The 20,250-nt window shown below is 43.5% G+C and carries 17 protein-coding genes; all 17 read right to left on the reverse strand.

Annotation, left to right across the window (positions count from 1 at the left end; genetic code table 11):
• Positions 1-2 precede the first annotated feature (2 nt).
• The 17 genes from ABD960_RS08930 to ABD960_RS09010 are packed head-to-tail and all read right to left on the reverse strand — an operon-like array spanning position 3 to position 19,922.
• Entirely contained in the window at positions 3-1,712 is a 1,710-nt protein-coding gene (locus ABD960_RS08930) for a GMC oxidoreductase (protein WP_345330751.1), read from the reverse strand.
• A gap of 9 nt (positions 1,713-1,721) precedes the next feature.
• Positions 1,722-2,294, reverse strand: coding sequence for an LbetaH domain-containing protein (locus tag ABD960_RS08935; RefSeq protein ID WP_345330753.1), 573 nt, complete (start codon positions 2,292-2,294; stop codon positions 1,722-1,724).
• Positions 2,278-3,531, reverse strand: coding sequence for a glycosyltransferase (locus tag ABD960_RS08940; protein WP_345330755.1), 1,254 nt, complete (start codon positions 3,529-3,531; stop codon positions 2,278-2,280). Before ABD960_RS08940 ends, ABD960_RS08935 begins: the two co-directional genes overlap by 17 nt.
• Before the next feature lie 2 nt (positions 3,532-3,533).
• Positions 3,534-4,637, reverse strand: a complete 1,104-nt coding sequence (locus tag ABD960_RS08945; protein WP_345330757.1) for a glycosyltransferase family 9 protein — start codon at positions 4,635-4,637, stop codon at positions 3,534-3,536.
• Between the two features lie 5 nt (positions 4,638-4,642).
• On the reverse strand, positions 4,643-5,650 hold the full coding sequence (locus tag ABD960_RS08950; protein ID WP_345330759.1) for a bifunctional heptose 7-phosphate kinase/heptose 1-phosphate adenyltransferase: 1,008 nt from the start codon (positions 5,648-5,650) through the stop codon (positions 4,643-4,645).
• A gap of 7 nt (positions 5,651-5,657) precedes the next feature.
• Complete coding sequence (locus ABD960_RS08955) at positions 5,658-6,275, reverse strand: D-sedoheptulose-7-phosphate isomerase (RefSeq protein WP_345330761.1); 618 nt, start codon at positions 6,273-6,275, stop codon at positions 5,658-5,660.
• 41 nt (positions 6,276-6,316) lie between these two features.
• On the reverse strand, positions 6,317-7,738 hold the full coding sequence (locus ABD960_RS08960; RefSeq protein ID WP_345330763.1) for a hypothetical protein: 1,422 nt from the start codon (positions 7,736-7,738) through the stop codon (positions 6,317-6,319).
• On the reverse strand, positions 7,738-8,976 hold the full coding sequence (locus ABD960_RS08965; RefSeq protein WP_345330765.1) for a glycosyltransferase family 4 protein: 1,239 nt from the start codon (positions 8,974-8,976) through the stop codon (positions 7,738-7,740). Before ABD960_RS08965 ends, ABD960_RS08960 begins: the two co-directional genes overlap by 1 nt.
• A gap of 3 nt (positions 8,977-8,979) precedes the next feature.
• Positions 8,980-10,089: a glycosyltransferase family protein gene (locus ABD960_RS08970; RefSeq protein WP_345330767.1), complete on the reverse strand. Its 1,110-nt coding sequence runs from the start codon at positions 10,087-10,089 to the stop codon at positions 8,980-8,982.
• 2 nt (positions 10,090-10,091) lie between these two features.
• Positions 10,092-11,282, reverse strand: a complete 1,191-nt coding sequence (locus ABD960_RS08975; protein WP_345330769.1) for an acyltransferase family protein — start codon at positions 11,280-11,282, stop codon at positions 10,092-10,094.
• Positions 11,283-11,316: 34 nt separating this feature from the next.
• A complete protein-coding gene (locus ABD960_RS08980) occupies positions 11,317-12,252 on the reverse strand; it encodes an NAD-dependent epimerase/dehydratase family protein (protein WP_345330771.1) in 936 nt (311 codons plus the stop codon).
• Positions 12,239-13,357 carry a glycosyltransferase gene (locus ABD960_RS08985; RefSeq protein ID WP_345330773.1) on the reverse strand — a complete coding sequence of 373 codons (1,119 nt, stop codon included), beginning with the start codon at positions 13,355-13,357 and terminating at the stop codon, positions 12,239-12,241. Before ABD960_RS08985 ends, ABD960_RS08980 begins: the two co-directional genes overlap by 14 nt.
• A gap of 26 nt (positions 13,358-13,383) precedes the next feature.
• Complete coding sequence (locus ABD960_RS08990) at positions 13,384-14,523, reverse strand: glycosyltransferase (RefSeq protein WP_345330775.1); 1,140 nt, start codon at positions 14,521-14,523, stop codon at positions 13,384-13,386.
• A 31-nt stretch (positions 14,524-14,554) separates the two neighbouring features.
• The gene (locus ABD960_RS08995) at positions 14,555-15,532 is read right to left on the reverse strand and encodes a glycosyltransferase family 2 protein (protein WP_345330777.1); all 978 of its coding nucleotides are present in this window, start codon (positions 15,530-15,532) and stop codon (positions 14,555-14,557) included.
• 4 nt (positions 15,533-15,536) lie between these two features.
• Complete coding sequence (locus tag ABD960_RS09000) at positions 15,537-16,835, reverse strand: MATE family efflux transporter (protein WP_345330779.1); 1,299 nt, start codon at positions 16,833-16,835, stop codon at positions 15,537-15,539.
• Positions 16,836-16,849: 14 nt separating this feature from the next.
• Positions 16,850-19,177, reverse strand: a complete 2,328-nt coding sequence (locus ABD960_RS09005) for a GumC family protein (protein WP_345330781.1) — start codon at positions 19,175-19,177, stop codon at positions 16,850-16,852.
• Positions 19,178-19,181: 4 nt separating this feature from the next.
• Positions 19,182-19,922 (reverse strand): polysaccharide biosynthesis/export family protein, encoded by a 741-nt coding sequence (locus tag ABD960_RS09010; RefSeq protein ID WP_345330783.1) that lies wholly within the window; start codon positions 19,920-19,922, stop codon positions 19,182-19,184.
• Positions 19,923-20,250 lie beyond the last annotated feature (328 nt).

Here is a 20,250-nt window from a genome sequence, read left to right on the forward strand (position 1 = left end):
GATCAGTTTAAATCGATAGATTTAACACCTTGAAATTGTGTTTTAAATGTTTTTTTGCTTTTCTTTTCGGTATAGCTTAAATACCTCGACAACCTTACAGCAAAAGCACCAAGCATGAAGGTTGGATTCGCCTGCCCTGATGTAGGAAACACGGAACTACTGCAAACGTAAATGTTACTTGTACCCCAAACTTTCAGATTGGTATCAACAACGCCTTTTTCGGCCGAATTAGATATGCGTGTAGTGCCACATTGGTGCAATCCATCTTTTGACATGTTCTTGATTGCCTGAGGAAGTTCATCCTTATCAAACCAGTATTTAAGTTCGCCGCAATGGATGGTGCGCAGCCAATTATCGAGTACTTCATGCAGTTTAATTACTGAGGCAACGTCGGCATCAGTTAATTTATAGTCGACGATCAGCCTTTCCCCATCGGGTGCCAGCCTCATCCGGTTCTCTTCAAAAGGAATTTGCTCCGCGTGAAAATGTAAGGCGTATGTATTTTTAGGACTATAAAGGAATACGCCCGGTAATTTGCGTTTGCTGATGTATCTTTTATAAAAAATAGCGGCCGGTTTTGTAAACGACCGGGGCGCTCCCCTGGCTATGTTACCTAAATGTGCCGGTATATTGTTTATCCTGCCTTTAGTAATAGAATGCGCTATAGCCGGAGGCGCCAGTTTTTTGCCTAATACCGGCGTTATCATAGCCAGATACATGAAGGACATGGCACCGCTGCGATGCTTAGGGTCAAAATACAATGGATTATCAAGCCACAATGCGGTATTAAGTAAATTATTGTCCTTTAAAAACTTATTATTGAACTGAAAACGTCTGCGTGTGTAAACGCCATCACTATCTTTTATAAAGCCGTAATCTGTTTTTTTAGGATCACCATAAAATTGCACTGATGCTATTTTACCAGATAAATGCCCCTGGTAATATTTGCCTAAAGCAGCAGGCACGCAGCCAACGTTTTTAAATAACTGTGGATTGCGGAGTAATATGCGGGTACTCTCCTGTGCACCTGCGGCTAAAACAAATTTATCGGCTGTTACTATTACTTGTTTTTGCGTAGCAACATGTTGCAGCGTTAAAAATGACACCTTGCTTTTCGCGTTAGGCTGTTCAAAATCTCGCGCTTCAAAACCTTCAATCAAAGTGATGTTTTGTTGAGCGGCTATTTCTGTTGCATATCTGTCGCCAAAACGTGTAGGCATACTATATCGTTCAAGCATGGTATCAGTTACAATACCTTGTTTAAAGCCCTCGGCTATCGGTCTTGGTGTTACGTTTGTTAAAGCCGCAACATCAAAATCAGGCTTTCCGCATTCAAAATATTCGGCAGCTTTTGGTAGATGATCCTTTATGTCAGTCAATATATTTTTATCCCAGGTGCAATTACCGTTAAGTATTGGCCTGTCTTCAAAATCTACCTCGTCATACATCACGCAGCGCCCGCCCCAGGTAGCAGATGTACCACCCAAGCCCTTGTTAGTACACTCATAAGGCTGATGATGATTAACTGGATTGTTTATCTGAATGCTGCTATCAAGTTGATTTTCTTTTACTTGTTGCTTAATTCCGTACTCAACCAATAAAACTTTTTTGTGCGGATTGAGCCGCGCATAATCTAATGCCAGAATAATTCCGGCCGGGCCGCTGCCTATAACACAAAGGTCATAAGCTTCAGCATCATCAGTTAGTAACATGGTTAAGGTTTATTTATGATTAACAAAGTCGGTACGCTTTTTCAGTTCTTTTGCCGGATGACCGCCGTACACTGTCCAGGCTTCGAGGTTTGACGAGGTTACTGAAGAAGCACCCAAAACACTACCCTGTTTACAGTAAACCCCGGGTAATACTACCGCTTTTGAACAGATCCATACATACGGCTCCAGCACTATCTTTTTCATGATATACGTGAAGTCGGCCGTGTTATAATCGTGCGTAGCGCCGCATAAAAACGAGTATTGCGACAATATTACGTGGTGAGACAAGTAAACGCCGCCGGGGTTATAAATCTCAACGCCAGGACCGATAGTCACTATTTCTTCCGTTTCAAGAAGCCATGGTGCCCAAATTTTACAATCCGGATAAATCACATTTTTGTCGCCTATTTTTCCGCCGAATATGCGAACGATAAACACGCGCCAGCGATGCATGGGGTTGGGCGTCCAACGGCAAAGTAACAGCCAGGTTATATTCCAGCAAAAGCGTCGTAACTTATTTGAAAACGAGAATACCGGCCTCAAATACCCGTCAGAACTATCGGCGCTATGATATGAAAGCATACTGATCAATCAGTTTGTTTTTGTTTATACTTAATGAATGGTTATTTAGCAACACTTCGCTGAAGCGTTCGATGTTCGCTTTTGTTGAGAAGGCCTGCTCAAAGCACTCTATAGCGGCATTGCTCATGTGTTGCTTATTTTCAGCTGATAGATTATACCATTTTTTCAGCGTGTTAAATGTTCCGTCCACAGTGTCAGGGCCTACGATAGCTGCAGCGGCCTTGTTGATTTCACGCCAGATATTTACCTGATCAGATATCAGCACAGGTTTGCTGCAAGCCAATGCTTCAACCACAGCAATGCCGAAATTTTCCTGGTGGCTTGGCAATACAAATGCTTCGCAGCCATAAAAAGCGCCCCACTTGGCATCGCCACTCAACATACCCGGAAAATGCACACGGTCATTCAAAACAGCTGATTGCTTTACCATATTTTCCAACTGCTCGCCATAGGCCGTTTCTACGCCGGGGCCTGCTATCACTAATTGTGGAAAGCGCGATGTATCTCCCGTTGCGGCTACCCGCTCTGCTAAGCTTTTATATGCTTGCAGCATTAAGTCGCAACCTTTTTTTTCATTAATACGGCTCAAAAACAGCCAGTAAGATCTCTGTTGCAAATCAGGTGCTTTTTTTAGGAAAGCATCCGTCATTGCCTGTGTATAGGCCGGCGGCGGTTGCACCCCCAGCCCTACTACAGTTTCTCTTTTAGGATAATATGGTTTAAAAGGCTCTCGCGCGAGCAACAGCTCCGTTTCGCAGGTAAATAGCAGCTCGTCTGCATTATTAATTACGTTTTTCTCAATCAATGCCCAATAAGCTACATTACGAAGCGCCTTAAGACGACGACCTTTAGCCCGCTGAAAATAAGGATCGAGCATACCATGTGGCATAACCATAAAGCGTGGCAGTATGCCTTCAGCATTTCTATCTAACTGTTTAATCGCTTTATTAACTGCGTAACCATGGTACAACCACAAACCGTGAACTATCACCATATCAAAGCGGGTTAAGTTCTGCAGTAACCATGGTAATAACTGCTTGCTATAATACCACGGACCTTTTTTAGGCCCAAGCGCGTGTTGCTTAACGGCACTGCCGGGATGGTATATTTTATCGTCAACACTAACTATCTCATTATAAAAGCCAGTCTCGGTTAATCCCTCGGCCAATAAGCGCACAGCCTCGCAAACACCGCCTGTTTCAGGGTTCATGCTACTGATAACGTGAAGTATTTTCATTGCTAATATTGCGCTATAAGCTTTTGTTGTTGTTTGCCCTCATTTATTACAGAAAGGATATCAAACAGCGCCTGCTTTACCTCGTGAACGGTAATAGATAGGATGCACTTTTTTTGTTGATCAATACATACTTCCAGGCCACAACCCGCACACTCCGGCAAACGGTAAATGATACGATTATTGCTGCCGCGGGGAAACCATTGCCCCGGCATGTTGCGTGCCGAGTAAATACCTATAGCCGGCGTACCTACGCATGCAGCCAGATGCATAGGCCCGCTATCGTGCCCGATGAAAACCGTGGCTTTTTGTAGTAAAGCTGCTGATACACGGGGTGATGATTTTCCGCAAAAATTTATTCCAGTTCCGGACCAGGCTTTAAGGCACTTTTCGCCTATTTCAACTTCGTCAGCCGCGCCAATAACCATCAGTGCCCAACCATTTAACCTACCGGATAACTGCTGCAACAGCAACTGCCAGTTTTCAATTCCCCACTCGTTTGCAGGATTTTTAGTGCCTAATGATATGGCTAAAATCGGCATGTCATCTGGCAATGCAGCGGTCATGGCATCCGCAGTTTGCAATTCCTGATGATTTAGTTTCAAATCCCAGTACCGATCATCATCAAGCGGCAATGCCCCCAATGACTTAATGCGACGTGCCAAACGTTTAGCTTCCCACTCGTTTATACCGGTAGCCTCATCAACGCAAACTTCAAAATCTTCGTTTTGTGCATCAAAGCCTATCAAATTCCTAATTCCCGCGGCCTTAAAAAACCAATAATCACGTAGTAACGACATTTTTGACCGGGCAGGATTAATATTTACCACCGTATCAATATTTAACTGGCGTATCTGCATAATCAACGCAAACAATATGCGTGGACTGCGGGTGCTCACCGGATAATTGATAATGCGATCGAAAAAATAACCGCTACCCAAAACAGCTTCAGCCGCGGCGGCTTTTGCCATTACCGGTTTATTAGTTAACAGGGTGATATCAGCATCGGCAAAACTTTCTTTTATTTTATGAAAGCATGGCAATGCCATAATGGTATCGCCCAGGCTGCCGAGCCTGTATATAAGTACTTTTTTAGCTGACTCTGCCACCTTGGTTATATAGTATGATAGGTTAAATCCGCTTTCAGCAGCCAGTCTTCAAGCTCGTCGGCTAATACAGGTGCTGTCCCTAAGTGAGCTACTACGCAACCCGCCGCAGCATTGGCTAAACGTGCGGCTTCGGCAGCGCTTGCGCCGGCGGCCATTGCCGCTGTAAGAGTAGCGATCACGGTGTCGCCCGCGCCCGATACATCAAATATTTGCCTGGCTACGGTTGGTAAATGTTCAATAACTTCGCCCTTTTCGCTTATGGCCATACCATCGGCGCCAAGGGTAACTATTAAAGTTTCGGGGTTATAAATCTCATGTATGCGACGGCAAACTTCGTCAAGCGGATATTTTTCGCCAATGGCCGGTGCCGGTAACTCTGCCAATTCAAGTGCTTCGTTTCTATTTGGAGTTAGTAAGCCAACACCGCTGAACGATAGCCTGCGCGCCGGTTTCGGATCAACCGCTACCAATAGGTTGGGCATGCTGTTAGCAATCTTTAAAACTGAATCCAGCAAAGACTGCGTTATAACACCTTTCGCATAGTCTGACACGATAACGGCATCAACCTCGCTCATGGCCGTGCCAAGCATTTTCTCAAAATCAGGTGATGAATCAATGGCGTAAAATTCACGTTGGCCTTCCCTATCAATACGACAAAGCTGTTGCGATTGTATTACCACGCGGGTTTTTACAATAGTTGGCGATTGAAACAGTACCTCAGGTGATATGTAATTTACATTTTTATCTGCCAGAATTTTAAGCAGACGCTCACCTGCGTCATCCTTTACGCAATGGCCAATAATATGAGTTTCTACACCCAGGTTAGTCAGGTTTAAAGCTACATTGGCCGCGCCGCCTGCCGTGTAGCTGTCATCAGCTACGTGCACAACCGGTACCGGCGCTTCCGGCGATATACGGGTAACGTTGCCCCAAACGTAATGGTCGAGCATCATATCCCCGATTACCATGACTTTTACGGTATTCAGGTTTTTAAGCAAATAAGTCAGGTTCATGCAACTGTTATTTAAGGTTGCTCCAATCGGTGGCATCCAGTTCCTCAAGCCACTGGTGCAATATCAGGGTATGTACTTCCTGAATTCGGGCCGTGGTATTACTTGGTACAATCAATTGTATATCGCACATATCTTTTATTGCACCGCCATCTTTACCGCCCATAAATATGGTGGTAATACCCTGGGCTGCGGCTTGCTCAAAAGCTTTGATTATGTTAGGGCTATTACCACTGGTGCTAAACCCTACTAACACGTCCCCAAGTTTGCCCAGGCCTTCTAACTGTCGCGAATAGATATGTTCGAAACCATAATCGTTCCCAATACAAGTTATCGCGGTTACATCAGCATTTAAACATAAAGCGGGCAGGCTGCGGCGTTCGGCTTTGTAGCGGCCTACCAGTTCTTCGGCTAAATGTAGTGCATCAGCTGCGCTCCCGCCATTGCCACAGGTTATGAGCTTGCCGCCATTCAGTATGCATCTTTTTATAGCTTGAGCGGCGGTATCTATACCCTCTTCAAGCTGCACGCTTGCCGATAGTACTTTTATTAATTCATCAACCGACTGCAGATAGGACATACCGGCATCAGCAGCATAAAGGCTTTGGTTATATGATGATTCAAGCATCTTATTTAAGGTTAAATGTTTTGAGTAGTTAGATACAGGAATTATTTGCCGGAACGGACTACGGGTGTAGCCTCATTCTCTTCGAGGGTTTTAACCAGCCATAACTTGCGGTTAGGCTTGCGTAAGGCTGCTACTGTTATGCCGCCGAGTATTACGTCAAACCCTAATGAGGTGGGCTGCGCCCATTGCCCCTGCATAATAGCGAGGATACCGATGCTGCAAATCATCCAGGGTAAAAAATCATTTTGGCTGACACGTTTAAAGCTGTCCCACCCCAGGTTGATTACAAATATTACACGGATGATAATCACTGCAAAACCCATAATAATACCCATTTCACCGATCAATCGCCCCCACTCCCCTTCGGATATCAGATAAACGGTATGATCTCCGGCTATAAGCATACTGCCTACGCTGGTACCCATGCCTATACCATAGCCAAAAAACGGTTTCTCTGCTGATTCTATAATAGCGCCTACCATGCCCCCTAAAAAGCGGTCAACAAATACGCCGCTAACACCGCCCTCGGTTTCATTGGCATTCGTAAATCTGTCGGTAAAAACAGCTATTGGTGTTGCTGCGAATTTAGTTTGGCTCAATACGCCAATTGATATTGCTAATACAACTGCCGCCATAATGATTTTGCCAATGTATTTGGGATTACGTGACATAGCGATCAGCGTAAATAATATACAAGCCAGCACTAATGATAGCAAACTACGGCTGATTGACAGCGGTATAGCCATTAATAAACCCAATGTGGCACCTATTAATATTATTCGATTTATACTTTTAGGCGTTAGCCAGAAGTAAAATATATAAGCCGATGCAAAGCCAAAAAACAAGGCTGTGCCGTTTGTGAACGAAAAAGTTGCCGGTGGCCTGAAAAAGCCCATTGCGCCATCAAAACCACCGCCTTTGGCATCACCGCCAATACCCCGGTTTACCCACGCCGATTGCGGGCTGTAAAATTGCATGGCTATCAGTATAGCCATGGGTATGGTGAGCCAAACCGTAAATTTCCCGACCCGTATTACGTCATCACGATCAAGCACCCGCCCTATCACGAATATGAGCGGGAAATGAAACATCAATATTCTGGCCCCGTAAATGGCTACTGCTATGTTGCCATGCCCAAATGCAAGCGCGGTTATTACACCCAACGCACCTACGATCATGATAACGGTCACATATAAATTTGCAGGCAGCAGGTTACGCTTCCAGGCCAGCATTACCAGCCAAAGCGCAATTGGATCGCGCACTACAAGTAACGGCGTGGCTAAACCCGGTAACACCCATTTACGCAAGGCTCCTTCAAAAATCAGTAACAGAAAGTAAGCCCATATACCGCGTTTAAGCAATAAATTAGCATCCTTCTCCTTTACCGGCTCCAGAATATGCGTCTTGGTCAGATCGAGGCTGTTATACACACCTGCCAGAACAGTATTATTAAGCTGTTTCATTACTGTGTATAAGTGCTTAGTTGCTGCATAATATTGTCGCCATAATTTTCCCATGTGTAGGCGGCGGCTTTCACTTGTGCTTTTTTACTCATTTCAGGGAGTTGATCGCGGTTGTCTGCGAACCAGGCTATCGTTTTAGCAATAGCTTGTGGCGAGCGGATATCGACCAGGAAGCCTGTTTTACCCTCTTCTACGAGATCAGCACCGCCGGTATTTGGTGTGATGATGATGGGCAAGCCCTGACTCATGGCTTCCTGCATTACCAATGCCCTGCCTTCAACAATTGAGGGCAAGCAAAACACATCACATGATCGCATCAACTCCAATACCTGATCGTGCGACCGACCGGGCTCATAAGTAAATCCGGGCAATTGCTTGCGATAAAATTCCATCGGCGCGAGTAATGAACCCATTACCACCAATTCTATATTTTTTGTATTGAGGAGTTTAATGGCTTTAAACAAATCGCCAAGTCCTTTTCGCTGGCCCATTGAACCGGCAAATAGCACGCGCAGCGGCTTGTTTATATCAGTGGTTTCTTTGTTATGCTCAAAACATGGTGATCCAAACGGCGAAACAATACGCTGTTTGGCTGCAGCCCATTTCGGCAGTGAATCCATTACAAATGAACCCGGCCCCACGACAACATCAGCCAGCTCTAATTCACGGGTTTTACGCTCAAGCTTAGCTTCCGAATCATTAATGCCGCCACCTAAAGTGATAGCCCATTCAGGCATTCGTAAAGCTTCTTCATTAAGCAGCTTTTGTGCTGTTTCCCAATAAGCAATCGGCAAATCATATATACATTTTAAACCTAAGCGCTTAGCTTCTTTAAAGGTTGCCAATGCACCATCTTCGTAGGCATAAACCGCATTTATGTTTTTATCTCGCGAGAAGTATCTTAAACGCTTGGCTGTGGCTTTATCCAGGTCGCGGTAAACGGCGTCAATACTTGCCCAGCCTTTTTCATGCTCAGTACAACTGTTAATACCTAAACGAGGTAGCGTCATCCTAACCAATTCAAGCGCAGGACGCGTATATAAACTGCCCATAGGTACCTGATACGACCGGCGCATAAGCTCAGCGCGCACTTTAGCGGGCAGCAACTTTAACCAGGCTGAATCCTGATGAGTAGCCAGCGTGGTATGGAATGCAGACAACATGCCTGATTTAGCCAAACTGGCTATAACAGCGCGCACGTTGCGGTTACCGGTTGGATGTGAAATAACTACACTCATCCTTTATTCTTTTATCCAGCTGTACATATCCAGCGCTATGGCTTCCCAACTGCGGGTAAGCCAAAACCATTGGTGCAGTAACTGACGACGCTTTTCGCCCTCAGCAGTACCAACAAGGCTATAATTTTCCATTAATTCCTGCGGACGAAACAGGGCATAACCCGGCGGCTCATCCAGCGTAAGCGGGGCCTCGCAAACTACAGGCACGGCGTGGGCTGATAAAGCTGCAAAAGTTCCTGATTTACGTAAACTATCGGCAGTTTGCCCTACCAGTGCGGCTTCGGCGCTCAGCATCATGGCAGATACTTCTGCCGGTTTTAACACACCCATCTGTACCAGCACACCCTCGCCTATCTCGGCATTGGACAAGTTCAATTCCTGCTCTGCATAGGCGTTATCTTTAGGGCCGATAGCGTATAATTTACTAATGCCCCCTTTTTGATAAAGCTGTTTAATTAATGGTAAATGCTGCTGCAATGTCCACAATCGCGTGTGCGCTAAACCAAATATGATCCACTCGCCCGGATTGCGGGCACTTTTAAGTCCATACTCCTTATCAAATGGTAAAATATTGGCACCTACCATACTTAAGTGCACTTTTGGGTTTACCAATACCGATTCTAATTTTTGTTTCTGCTCGTTGGTAACTACGGTAATGCCGTCGGCTTGCTTACTTAAAACCTTTACCGTGTACTTTGTAAAGGCATCGAGTAACTTATGGTGTGGCTTTAAATTTTTGCCGCCATCCCACGTTTCGTGGAAATACACAAACAAACGGTTGGCAGGCGAAGCCTTCTTGAATTTTTTTAATGCCGATAGCAACTTGAAAGGTAATGCAAAGCGTGAATAGCTTTTTGGTGTATAGTTCAATAACACATCGGTCGGATAGGTGCTGCTGATACTACCGTTTAAGGCAGTTTCCCAGTTATCAGCACTCAACTCCAGCGGAACTTCTATTTCATCTGCCGGAAAATATTGTACGCCGATTTTTATATCCAGGTAATATTTGCCCAAAGCCAGCGCCGTACGGAAAGCATGATCACTCACACCGCATACACCCGGCGGACAAGTAGGCGCAATCACTAATAATTGCCTGTGGCTATCATTCATCATGTTTAGTTGTTAACTTCCTGCAATTCGAGTGTTAGGCGTTCGGCAGGTGCTTGGGTAACTTTGGACGTAAAGTCGTTTGTTACCTGTTGAGGTTTTCTTTTTGTGAGAAATCTTTTTTCAAAGTACTCATATGATAGGTGTGCAATAACTATCGAAATTACTGTTACAATAATTAGCTCTACCATAGGTTTGCCGGCAAACGCAGGCGCTTTATCACGAACATTAAGCATTCCGAATATCACAATGGGATGATATACATAAATACCATACGATATTTTACCTAAGTACTGTAGCACTGATGATCTCGACAAAGCCAATATCCTCGCCCGTCCTTTTTCAATGATACCGGCTATGATGGCGGCGCTGGTAAGGTTTAAAAGCGAATATCCCCACACCCACTGATAAGCCATCGGCAAATTGCTTGGCCAGCCTATAGCGGCTAACGAATAAGATGGTATAAAGGCTACTAATAATAACCCGGTGATAACAACCAGCGCCATGCAGGTGTAAATTACCTGTGGCTTGCTTAAAAAATTGCGAACCTTTACCTTGCAAAGCAAAGCGCCAAACACAAAAGCGTCTATATGCGAAAAAGGTAATACATATGGTGCAAGCGCTTTAGCTGTGGCACTTCCGTTATAGCCAACCAGGTATGGCAAATGTTCGTTAACGGAGTAGCCTGCTATTCTTACAAGCATGCTTAGTGGAAGCAGGCATATTAATATTAAGGTAATCCGTTTTTGAGGTACAAACCACAAAAAGAAAGGCCATATCAAATAAAACTGCCATTCAAGCGCTAAACTCCATAAGTGGCCGTAGACCATATGGAATGTGTAATCCTGAAACAGCCACCTGAAGTTAATTGAATAGGTCACCAACCAGGGCCATTCTTTATCGAAAGCTTCGGGCTTACCGGCGAAAAAATTAAACAGTGCCAGTATTGCAATGTAGCCGAAGTATAATGGGAACAAACGTAATGCGCGGCGTTTGTAAAAATCTTTAAAAAACGCGCCGGTTTTTACTTCTGCTGAAGCTTTTTTGTTTTTTATAACAATGCCCGATATCAAAAAACCAGACAACACGAAGAAAAATTGCACCCCGATCCATCCGCAAGGAAAAAGCGTGTAATGATAGGCGATAATAGCTAAAGCGGCTATGGCACGCATGGCATCAAGCTGGTAGTTGTGTTTCATGTATCGGCTATACCCTCAAGCTAATGTTAATATCTTAAACGGTAACCTTCGCCCACTGCGCAACCTCGTTAAGCCCCTCGTTAAGCGAATAAACCGAACTGAAACCAATATCGTCTAACTTGCTTACATCGGCTCGCCAGTTGGTAGGGTCGCCAGGCGGCACTTTACCATCAAAAGCGATCTCCATATCAATATTCAAACTACCGATCAGGCAGCGGGCAACATCCGCAACGGTACTTTCAATCCCTGATGCCAGGTTGTATATCGAATATTTTTCGCCTTGTTGCTGATTAATAACGCTGGTTACTGCACGGCATACATCACGTACATACATAAAATCGCGGCTCTCGGCACCGGTACCAAACAGCTGTATGCTTTTTTGACCCAAGGTAGCCGCTTGTATGGCGCGCTGGGTAACGTCATATATCAGTTGTTTGCGCAAGCCCGGTCCGTAAACCGAAAATATGCGGAATACAACAACCTGTAAATTCAAAGCACGCGAATAATTCATCAGCAAGGTTTCTGCCGTGGCCTTATGTATACCATATGGCGATATCGGCATAACCGGTGTTTGCTCTGTTATAGGTAATGTTTTAGGATTGCCATACACCGCGGCGCTCGAAAAGAAAAGCAATTTAGCTTCGGATTGTGCTTTTGCAATATATAAAGCTAACCTCGCCGTGCCGGGCAGCAGACTCGAAAAATCACTGTAAGGATCATTAACTGAGGCTGCAACTGAAGCTCCACCTGCTAAATGACAAACCGCATCCAGTTTGTGCCCTTGCAGCAACCTGTCCAAATCAACTGTTTCTAATGATGACGTGGCAAAGCCATCCCACAAAGCCGGGCGCAATGGTGCACGCATATCAATGCCGATCAGGTTATAGCCTTGCTCAGCTAATTCATCAGCAAGCCAGGTTCCTAAAAAGCCGGACGCACCGGTTATCAGGATTGTTTTATTGTACTTCATTGAAGAATTGTTTAGGGTTGTTAAAGCAAATACGCCAGCGGTCGGCCATTACTTTATGTGAGAAGTTTTGGTCGTAATAATTTCTCAATCTAATAGGATCAAAAGCCTTGGTTTTTATGCTGGCAATCAGTTTTGATAAACCTTCACTTATAGCTCGTTGGTTCGGTTCAACCAAAACAGTATCCGGGTTATCAATGCAGCAATCGCGTATTGCGCCAATGTTGGTGGCCATAAACGGCAGGCCGTAAGCCATTGATTCAAGCAGCACCAGTGGTAGCCCCTCCATTTCAGTAGACGTAAGCACTAAGCCATCATATGATGCCATCAGTTCAGCACCTTCTCTGTCGGCCGGATAACCACCTTTGAAATTCACTATATTATTCAGATCAAGTTCTCCGGCAAGCTTTTTCAGGTTCGCATCTTCCTCGCCCTTTCCCCACAGGTCAAGCGTTATATTTTGTCTGTCCGGCAAAGTGTTCAGCGTATTAAATAGTAACGGTAAACCTTTATTGCCTGCCAACCTGCCGAAATAAGCCAGTCTTATCTGCTGCTTAGCGCTGTCATTCTGTTTTCGTAATACACCACTTACGGGTGGAGCCGGAAAACACGGCAACCAATTTACGCCCGATGCATCAGCAAGGTTGGTTTGCCAATATATTAACATGGATGGCGCCTGTACCGCGATGCCGTTAAAGCTGCCGCGGCTTTTGGCCCATATTTCCTCATCCTTTGAGCGGTTGGCTATAAAGTCCTGCGCTATTTTAAAGCAATCATTACTTAGATAGCGCGTAATAAAATTTGATGAGTTTGATAAGCCGATGCTAACAAATACATCAGGCTTAAACCTTTTTGCCTTTTTTGCTGCTGATTGCAGCGAGCGGTATTTTTTTATCTTATCAAACAAGCCTGGAGCCTTGTGTTCAACACGGCCTAAAACAAGTTCGGCATCAATTGCACGACCGCCTTTTTTATCGTCAGTAATATTGATGATCCTGAGATTATGACCCTCAGCCTTAACAAAGTCAATCAACTCGCGATAAGCTATCTGGGCACCGCCGAGGCCATCAACATGCCCCATTAGCAAAATATTTTTTTTATTATTCACGGATAAGTGATTGTTGCCGCTTCGTGTTACACACATTTCAGATAAGCTTCGGCTGCTTTATTTAAATAGTTCGGAGGCGTAAGTTTGTTCCTGGCGTTTAAAGCCTCAATAACATTATTTACAGATGACGCCTGGAATATGCCAAGCTTTTTCATTTCTTTATCGTCATACGTTTTATCAAAAGCGGATATCAGCACCGGAATTCCACGTTCCATCCATGCTAAGGCTGCCCCGCTTTTATTGATGCCATCTACCGGGCTGGTAACTATGCCAACATCAACCAACTGCATACAGCGGTTTATCATGGCGGGGGCTAACGCACCTGTTTGCCAATAAACGGCACCGGGAATATTTTTGAGTATTTCAGCGACGTTTTGAATGCGACTATGGCCTATCAGCAATACGCCTAATTTCAATCCGGCTTTTTTTGCAGCCTGATCAATGGTCTCCAGCATTTCATGCAAGCCGGGGCAGTTGTAGCTTGTGCCAAAAAAACCGATTATCAACCACCTGTTTTCCATGCCAGATAATAGTGACAAGTGTTTGCTTAAACCGAGTTGCTTCCACTCTTGATCATCACCATATTCGTTAACGGGTATATTACCGAATATGGGCACTATATCCGCTTCAACCTGTATCTGTTTTAAGTAATTATGGTAGGGTTTAATGCTGGTAAATACACGTTGTGGTTTTAGCTTTGATATTAAAGTCTTCAAAAAATGCTTTTGCATAATCCCCAACACCCGCTCTTTAAACCCCGCGGTTACAGCCATACCACACCAAAGCTCATGCAGCATAACATGCAATTTTATACCGGCAATTGCTTTTTTAAAACCTGAAAGCATTTCAAAAGGCAAGCCATATTTTTGAAACCCGAAACCTACATATTGTAAGCTTATCATATCTGGCGAAAAGGCTTTAACTTTTTTGCTCAGCAACTTATACCGCTCGTGGCTGCTTAGCGTCGCGGGCAGCCGTAATACGGGTAATTCGATGCCGTTAAGTTGCTGCACACCGTCTTCATGTACAGTTACGTGATGATCTTTTAAAGCAACGGCATTTACCTGGTGGCCATCGACTATCAGCATACAAGCTAAGCGGCGCACATAATCACCAACGCCATCTTTGCCGACTTGCAGTGATCCACAGATAAAAAAGAATTTCATTTGTAATAGAAAATGGGCAGCGTATTAAACGTTATATCACGCTGCGTTTCAACTTGGTAAAATAGTGCCGTGTGCGAAGCAATCCCGGATACCTGACCAGCAATGCGGCATAGCTGGATAGACGGTTATGTAAACGCTTGCCAATGTTATCAAATTCCCATTGGCTGATGCGTTTTTCGGGCAGCAATTGATAGTCAAGCGCCCATTGTAGTTCCTTCTTGTAATTCCTGTAAGCTGGGTCATCTATCAACCTGTAATAGTGGCTGATCAGTTCGTCGGCTTTACTATCGCGTATTACAATAGTTTTTGAACTTGCATGATACCTAAAGTGTACAAACACGTTCTGATTATATATCACCTGCGGAAATTGCAGAAAATATTTTGTGAAAAATATACGGTCGAAATAGTAAGATGAGCTTTCGGAGAACTTACCGGTTTGGCGTATGTTATCCAGATCGCACCAAACACCGGGCTGATGAAAGGTATCTCTGAGCGATAAAAAATTGTTTATATCAAGATCACTGTTTTGTATAATATCCTTAAACCCCGGATTGTCCTGATAAAAATTATGCACTTTACCAGCTACACTGCCGCCTTTAACAAACGCGCGAGCGATATAAAACAACGACATTGGCGCGAGGTAATCATCACTGTTTATCCAATTAAATATAGTACCGGTACATAATGTAATGCCCTTATTTATCGCGTTAGCCTGCCCATTGTCCTTTTCGCTAACCCAGCTGGTTATCCATTTGTCGTACTTTTTCAAAATGTCAACACTATCGTCGGTACTGCCGCCATCAATTACGATGTACTCAAGATTAGGATAATTTTGAAGCAGGATTGAACGAATGGTTTCCTCTAAAAAAACACCCTGGTTGTAACTTGGGGTAACTATCGAAATTTTTGGCCAGTGTTTTTGCGTATCATAAATACGTGGATCAACTTCCTTGGTCCAAGCCCAACCTTTTTTGCTGCTTACCTGTGGCAACTGTGCTAACAACGACATATTGTTAATTTGTTATGGAAACTTTATTGATCATTATTACACTGAACAACATATGCATTACAGCCTCAAAACCGGCTACGCATATATTAAGCAATAAAATGCCTTGCAGTGTAGATATATCTAAAAAATAGGCTGATACTGCTATTGCAGCTATACTCAGTGGTATAAGTATAACAGGTTTTATAGCCCAGCCCCTGTGCGTATATAGCGAAAATGAAGAACCTGCAAGTAAACCCAAACAACTGCCTGCAATGTTTAAGAACAACTCGGTATGTAAATTAGCGTAAGCCGGACCTAATGCCCATAGTATTTGCGCTGGAAATAACCAAACAAATAATAGTAACACGGCCAACGCCAATATCATGGCGAATGTTATCTTCAGGTACGTTCCCATCAACAAGTTTCTACTGTCGGGTAGCCTTGCAAACCGGGGCGCTATCAAGGTTGAAAATAGAACGTTGAAAACACTTAAAACCATCACCAACCTGCCTAAAGCACCAACTTGTGCCACAGCTGTAGTTGAACCGAATACAGAGATCAGCCAAATGGTGATCTGCCCTGATGCGCAGTAATAAATAGCTCCCGGCAATATGCGTTTTACAAAGGTTAAAATATCCTTACGGATAACCGGATCCGGGCTCTGGTCAATATCAGCATAAGTTGCTGATTTTTTGCGAAGCTGCCAGTTTGCCCAAACTGGCGGTAAACCTGAGGCAAATATGGCTACATATGCCCACGGAAATGTAAATATGGTAAGCGATGTAAGTATCAGGCGCAAAATATTAGTATGTACCTGTATCTTTTGTAGCGGCGCAATATCCTGTGTCAGTTTAGGAGCAACCTCAAGTAAGGTACTCGATAGCGACGAAAAGAACGCCGGGATAAGTGCCAATGTTAATAATAAAGCCATTAACCAACTTGCACCATGATGAACGAGCAGATATAACAAAACCGGTACCGCCACCAGCAAACTACCTACGGCAAACTTCCTCCGCAGATCCAGTCCTGTTGCTATTACCAGGCCAAGCTTTTGCCTGTTTTGCCATACTTTGCCACCCTGCGACATTACGCCGGTTGATATGCCGCCGTCTGCTAATAAAATCATGGTGCCAAGCATAGTATTAACAAGCGTATACAATGCGTACTGCTGTGTTGGCAATAACCGGATAACAATTACGGCACTAACAAAACCAATTAATTGGATAATTAGTTGGGCTGCGCCAGTAATCGTTACCAGTTTCCCTAATTCAAGCAGTTTAGTATACTTTGATACCGGCAGCGCGGTTGTAGTTTCGGTTTTCATTTACAGCGTACCGACTATGCTAATCTTTTCTTATGTTTTGTGCTGATGTAGTAGCTATCATCATAATTATAGCCATAACCATATTTTGTGCGCTGAATACCGTTAAATACGATATTAAGGTTCGGCAATTGATCTTCGTTAATCACCTGCCTGATGAATTTAAGTTCAGATTTATCGGTATACCCTTGTTTTATCAGATAAAGTGTCGCATCACAAACTCTTGATAATACAGATGCATCGGTAACCAAATGCAGCGGCGGGGTGTCTATCAACACGTCATCATATGTTCTGCGTAATTCTTGTATGAGAATATCGAGTTGCTCACCTATCAATAGCTCAGACGGATTTTCAGGTATCAGCCCTGCTCCAATTACGGTAATGTTGCTGTGCACCGGTGATGTTTGTACAGTTTGCTCGAGCGTAGCTTCACCTTTAAAGTAATTACTTAAACCCGGGCGGTTAGTGTCAAACTTTAATGTTTCCGCAAGCTTAGGGCGGCGCATATCCAATTCAAGTACTATAACCCTGCGATTAGTAGCAGCCAGCACAGCTGCCATATTACTGGTTACAAAACTTTTACCCTCACCACCCACACTGGAAGTGAACATGATAACACGGCCGGTTTTATTAGGCAACAGCATTTGTAAGTTTGTACGCAACACCCTGAATTGCTCGGCAATTACGTAACCTTTTTTATCAAACATTACAATGCCTTTGTTAGCTTTTTCCTGGTTGATCTCTGCAATTACAGGCGCTGTCAGGGCCTTTTCGATTTCAGCACGGTTGATTACCTTGTTCTTGACCATATCGCGACCATAAATAAATGCCGCGGGTATGCCAATGCCCAACAGAAATGCCAGCACATAAGGCACTTGTTTTTTTGACTTAGGCGATATATAATAAGGCTCCTCAACGGTATGTATACCGGTTAAAGTTGAAGCATAACTTAACGATACTTCTTCCTTTTTCTGCAAAAGATAGATGTACAGGTTTTCCTTTATACTTTGTTGCCTTTTTATGCTGATGTATTGGCGCTCCTGTCCGGGTATATTTTTGATAGATGCCTCAAAGCCTGAGTTGTTTTGCTGCAATTCCCGTTGTACAGAAACCAATGATGATTTGATACCTTTAATAGTTTCTTTAATAGCGCTTTTTGTAGCGTTTATCTGCCTGTTAACGGGCTCAAATATGGGGTTCTGCTCAGGTGTCGTAGCTAGCAGTTTATCGCGCTGCAATTGTAATTTGGATAACTGATCAACCAGGCTTATCAATCCAGGGTCAGATATACCTAAAGTAGCGGGTACTGTACCATCGTTATTGCTTGAATTTACATAACGCTCTATGCCGCTGATAACGTTCAGTTGAACATTAACTTCGCTCAGGCGGGTATCATTACTTTGTACGTTATCCAGGTAAAATTTTGATTTGGATGATATATCGGTAAGGCCGCGGCTGCTTTTAAATCCTTCTACATCTTTCTCTACCGAAGTTAATTCACCGCTTAATGAGGACAAGCGTACGTCAATAAATTTAAGCGTGCTTTGCGTAGCTCTTTTTTTATCTTCAATGCTTGATAGTTTATAGGCCTTTATCAGTTGGTTTAAAAAAGCTTTTCCTCGCTCCGGCACGCCATCTTCTATTTCCATCTCGATTATCGGCGCATCCTTATTTAGAGATACCAGAACCGCGTTTTGATAATAGGTTACCACATCTTCAACGCCTTGCGTATTTACGCTTATCTTTTTACCTATGTAATCACCAACAAAAGGGGTTGCTGTCAGGCTCCACTTGCCTAAGCTATTTTTAAGTGGTGTATTGAATTTGTATGGACCAGACTCTTCATCGCCATTCAATAACATAAAGCTATTCGCATCTTTTATTTGGATAGTGATTGACTGATAAGTAGGGCCTTTTTTACTTTCTAACAAATTAAGTTTAACTGGCGTAGTCGCATAAATATCATCATCACTATAGCTTTCAGCCGCTTTATAGTTAGTCCAGAGTTGTAAATCATCTACCACCTGCCGAATCAATGGCCTTGAACGAATTACTTCAAGCTCACTCTCTATATCCTTAGGCTGACCGGCCAGATCAATTTTTTCCAGTGCCTGCTGCTCTGCCGAAGCGCTTTTATCATCTTTTATGGCAAGCTTGGCTTTTACATCATACACCGGCTTAGTATTGCTAACATGGATATATGCAGCTATAAAAGCAAGCACCAGGCAAACAGCGAAGTATGGCCAGGCGTGCAGATACCTGTTAAATAAACCACGCAGGTCCTTGGACGAATCTTCGTCGGCATCACTGCCACCGGTGGTTAAAAACAAACGTTGGTTTTTCATAAGCTTAATTGTTGATGCTGGTTAGGATGATAGTAATTACCGACGCTGCTGAAAGTATCAAACTCGCGTTGCGATAATTCCTGTCGCCTGAGTTCGACTTGGTCTTATCAGGTTGTACATACAGCACATCATTATTTTTGAGGTAGTAGTATGGTGATTTAAAAAGATCAGCCGATGTTAAATCAAGGTTGTAGTACTGGCGCTTACCGTCAATTTCGCGTATAAGCAATACGTTATTGCGTATACCGGTAATGTTCAGGTCGCCGGCCAAACCAAGCGCCTCGGGCACGGTTACGCGTTCGTTAGGTATTTGGTAAATGTTCGGTCGGGCTACGTCGCCAATTACTGATATCTTAAAATTCAGTACCCGTACATTAACCGACGGTTGTTTAAGGTATGTAGTAAGGCGTTTTTGTATTTCTTTAGAGATGTTTTCAGTGGTTAAGCCAACAACTTTCAAGTTACCTATTAATGGTAATTGTATTTCGCCGGCCTGGTCAACACGATAACCTGAAGTTTTGTTACTGGAATCGCCCCAGGCTTCAGGGTTAAGGCTGCTTACGGTTATTCCTAAAATATCTTCGCGTTGCACGGTAAGCGGCGAAAAGTTATCTATGGCTTCATTAGCGCTGTTACCGCGGTTTACGTTTTGAAAATAAGGTATATTTTTATAAGAGCTGCAGGAAGTAAATAGAATACAAATGGAAATCGCAAAAAATCTAAATAGCGTAAGATATTTCATCATTAAAATATAGTTGAAAGCGTGAACTTAAATTTGTTTTCCGGGGTTTTTAATCGATGCCCGGCTTGATTGAATATGGGTTGCTGGTATAGCTTCGCCATTTCACTTACAGTGAATGCTTTCTCTGAAATGTGAGGGCATCTACGGCTATAGATCATTTTAAATACACCGTAAGAATGTCACAAAAATAAAGTTTGAAGTACTAAATTATTTCGTAATTAGTTGAATGTTACGATTTTGTATAAATTGAATCATTCACATGTGAGCCACATATACAATAGAGAAAATTTGATTATTGATGAGGTAAAAAGATATCATTAAGCAACATAAA

The sequence above is a fragment of the Mucilaginibacter defluvii genome (assembly GCF_039543225.1).
Taxonomy (GTDB): Bacteria; Bacteroidota; Bacteroidia; order Sphingobacteriales; family Sphingobacteriaceae; genus Mucilaginibacter; species Mucilaginibacter defluvii.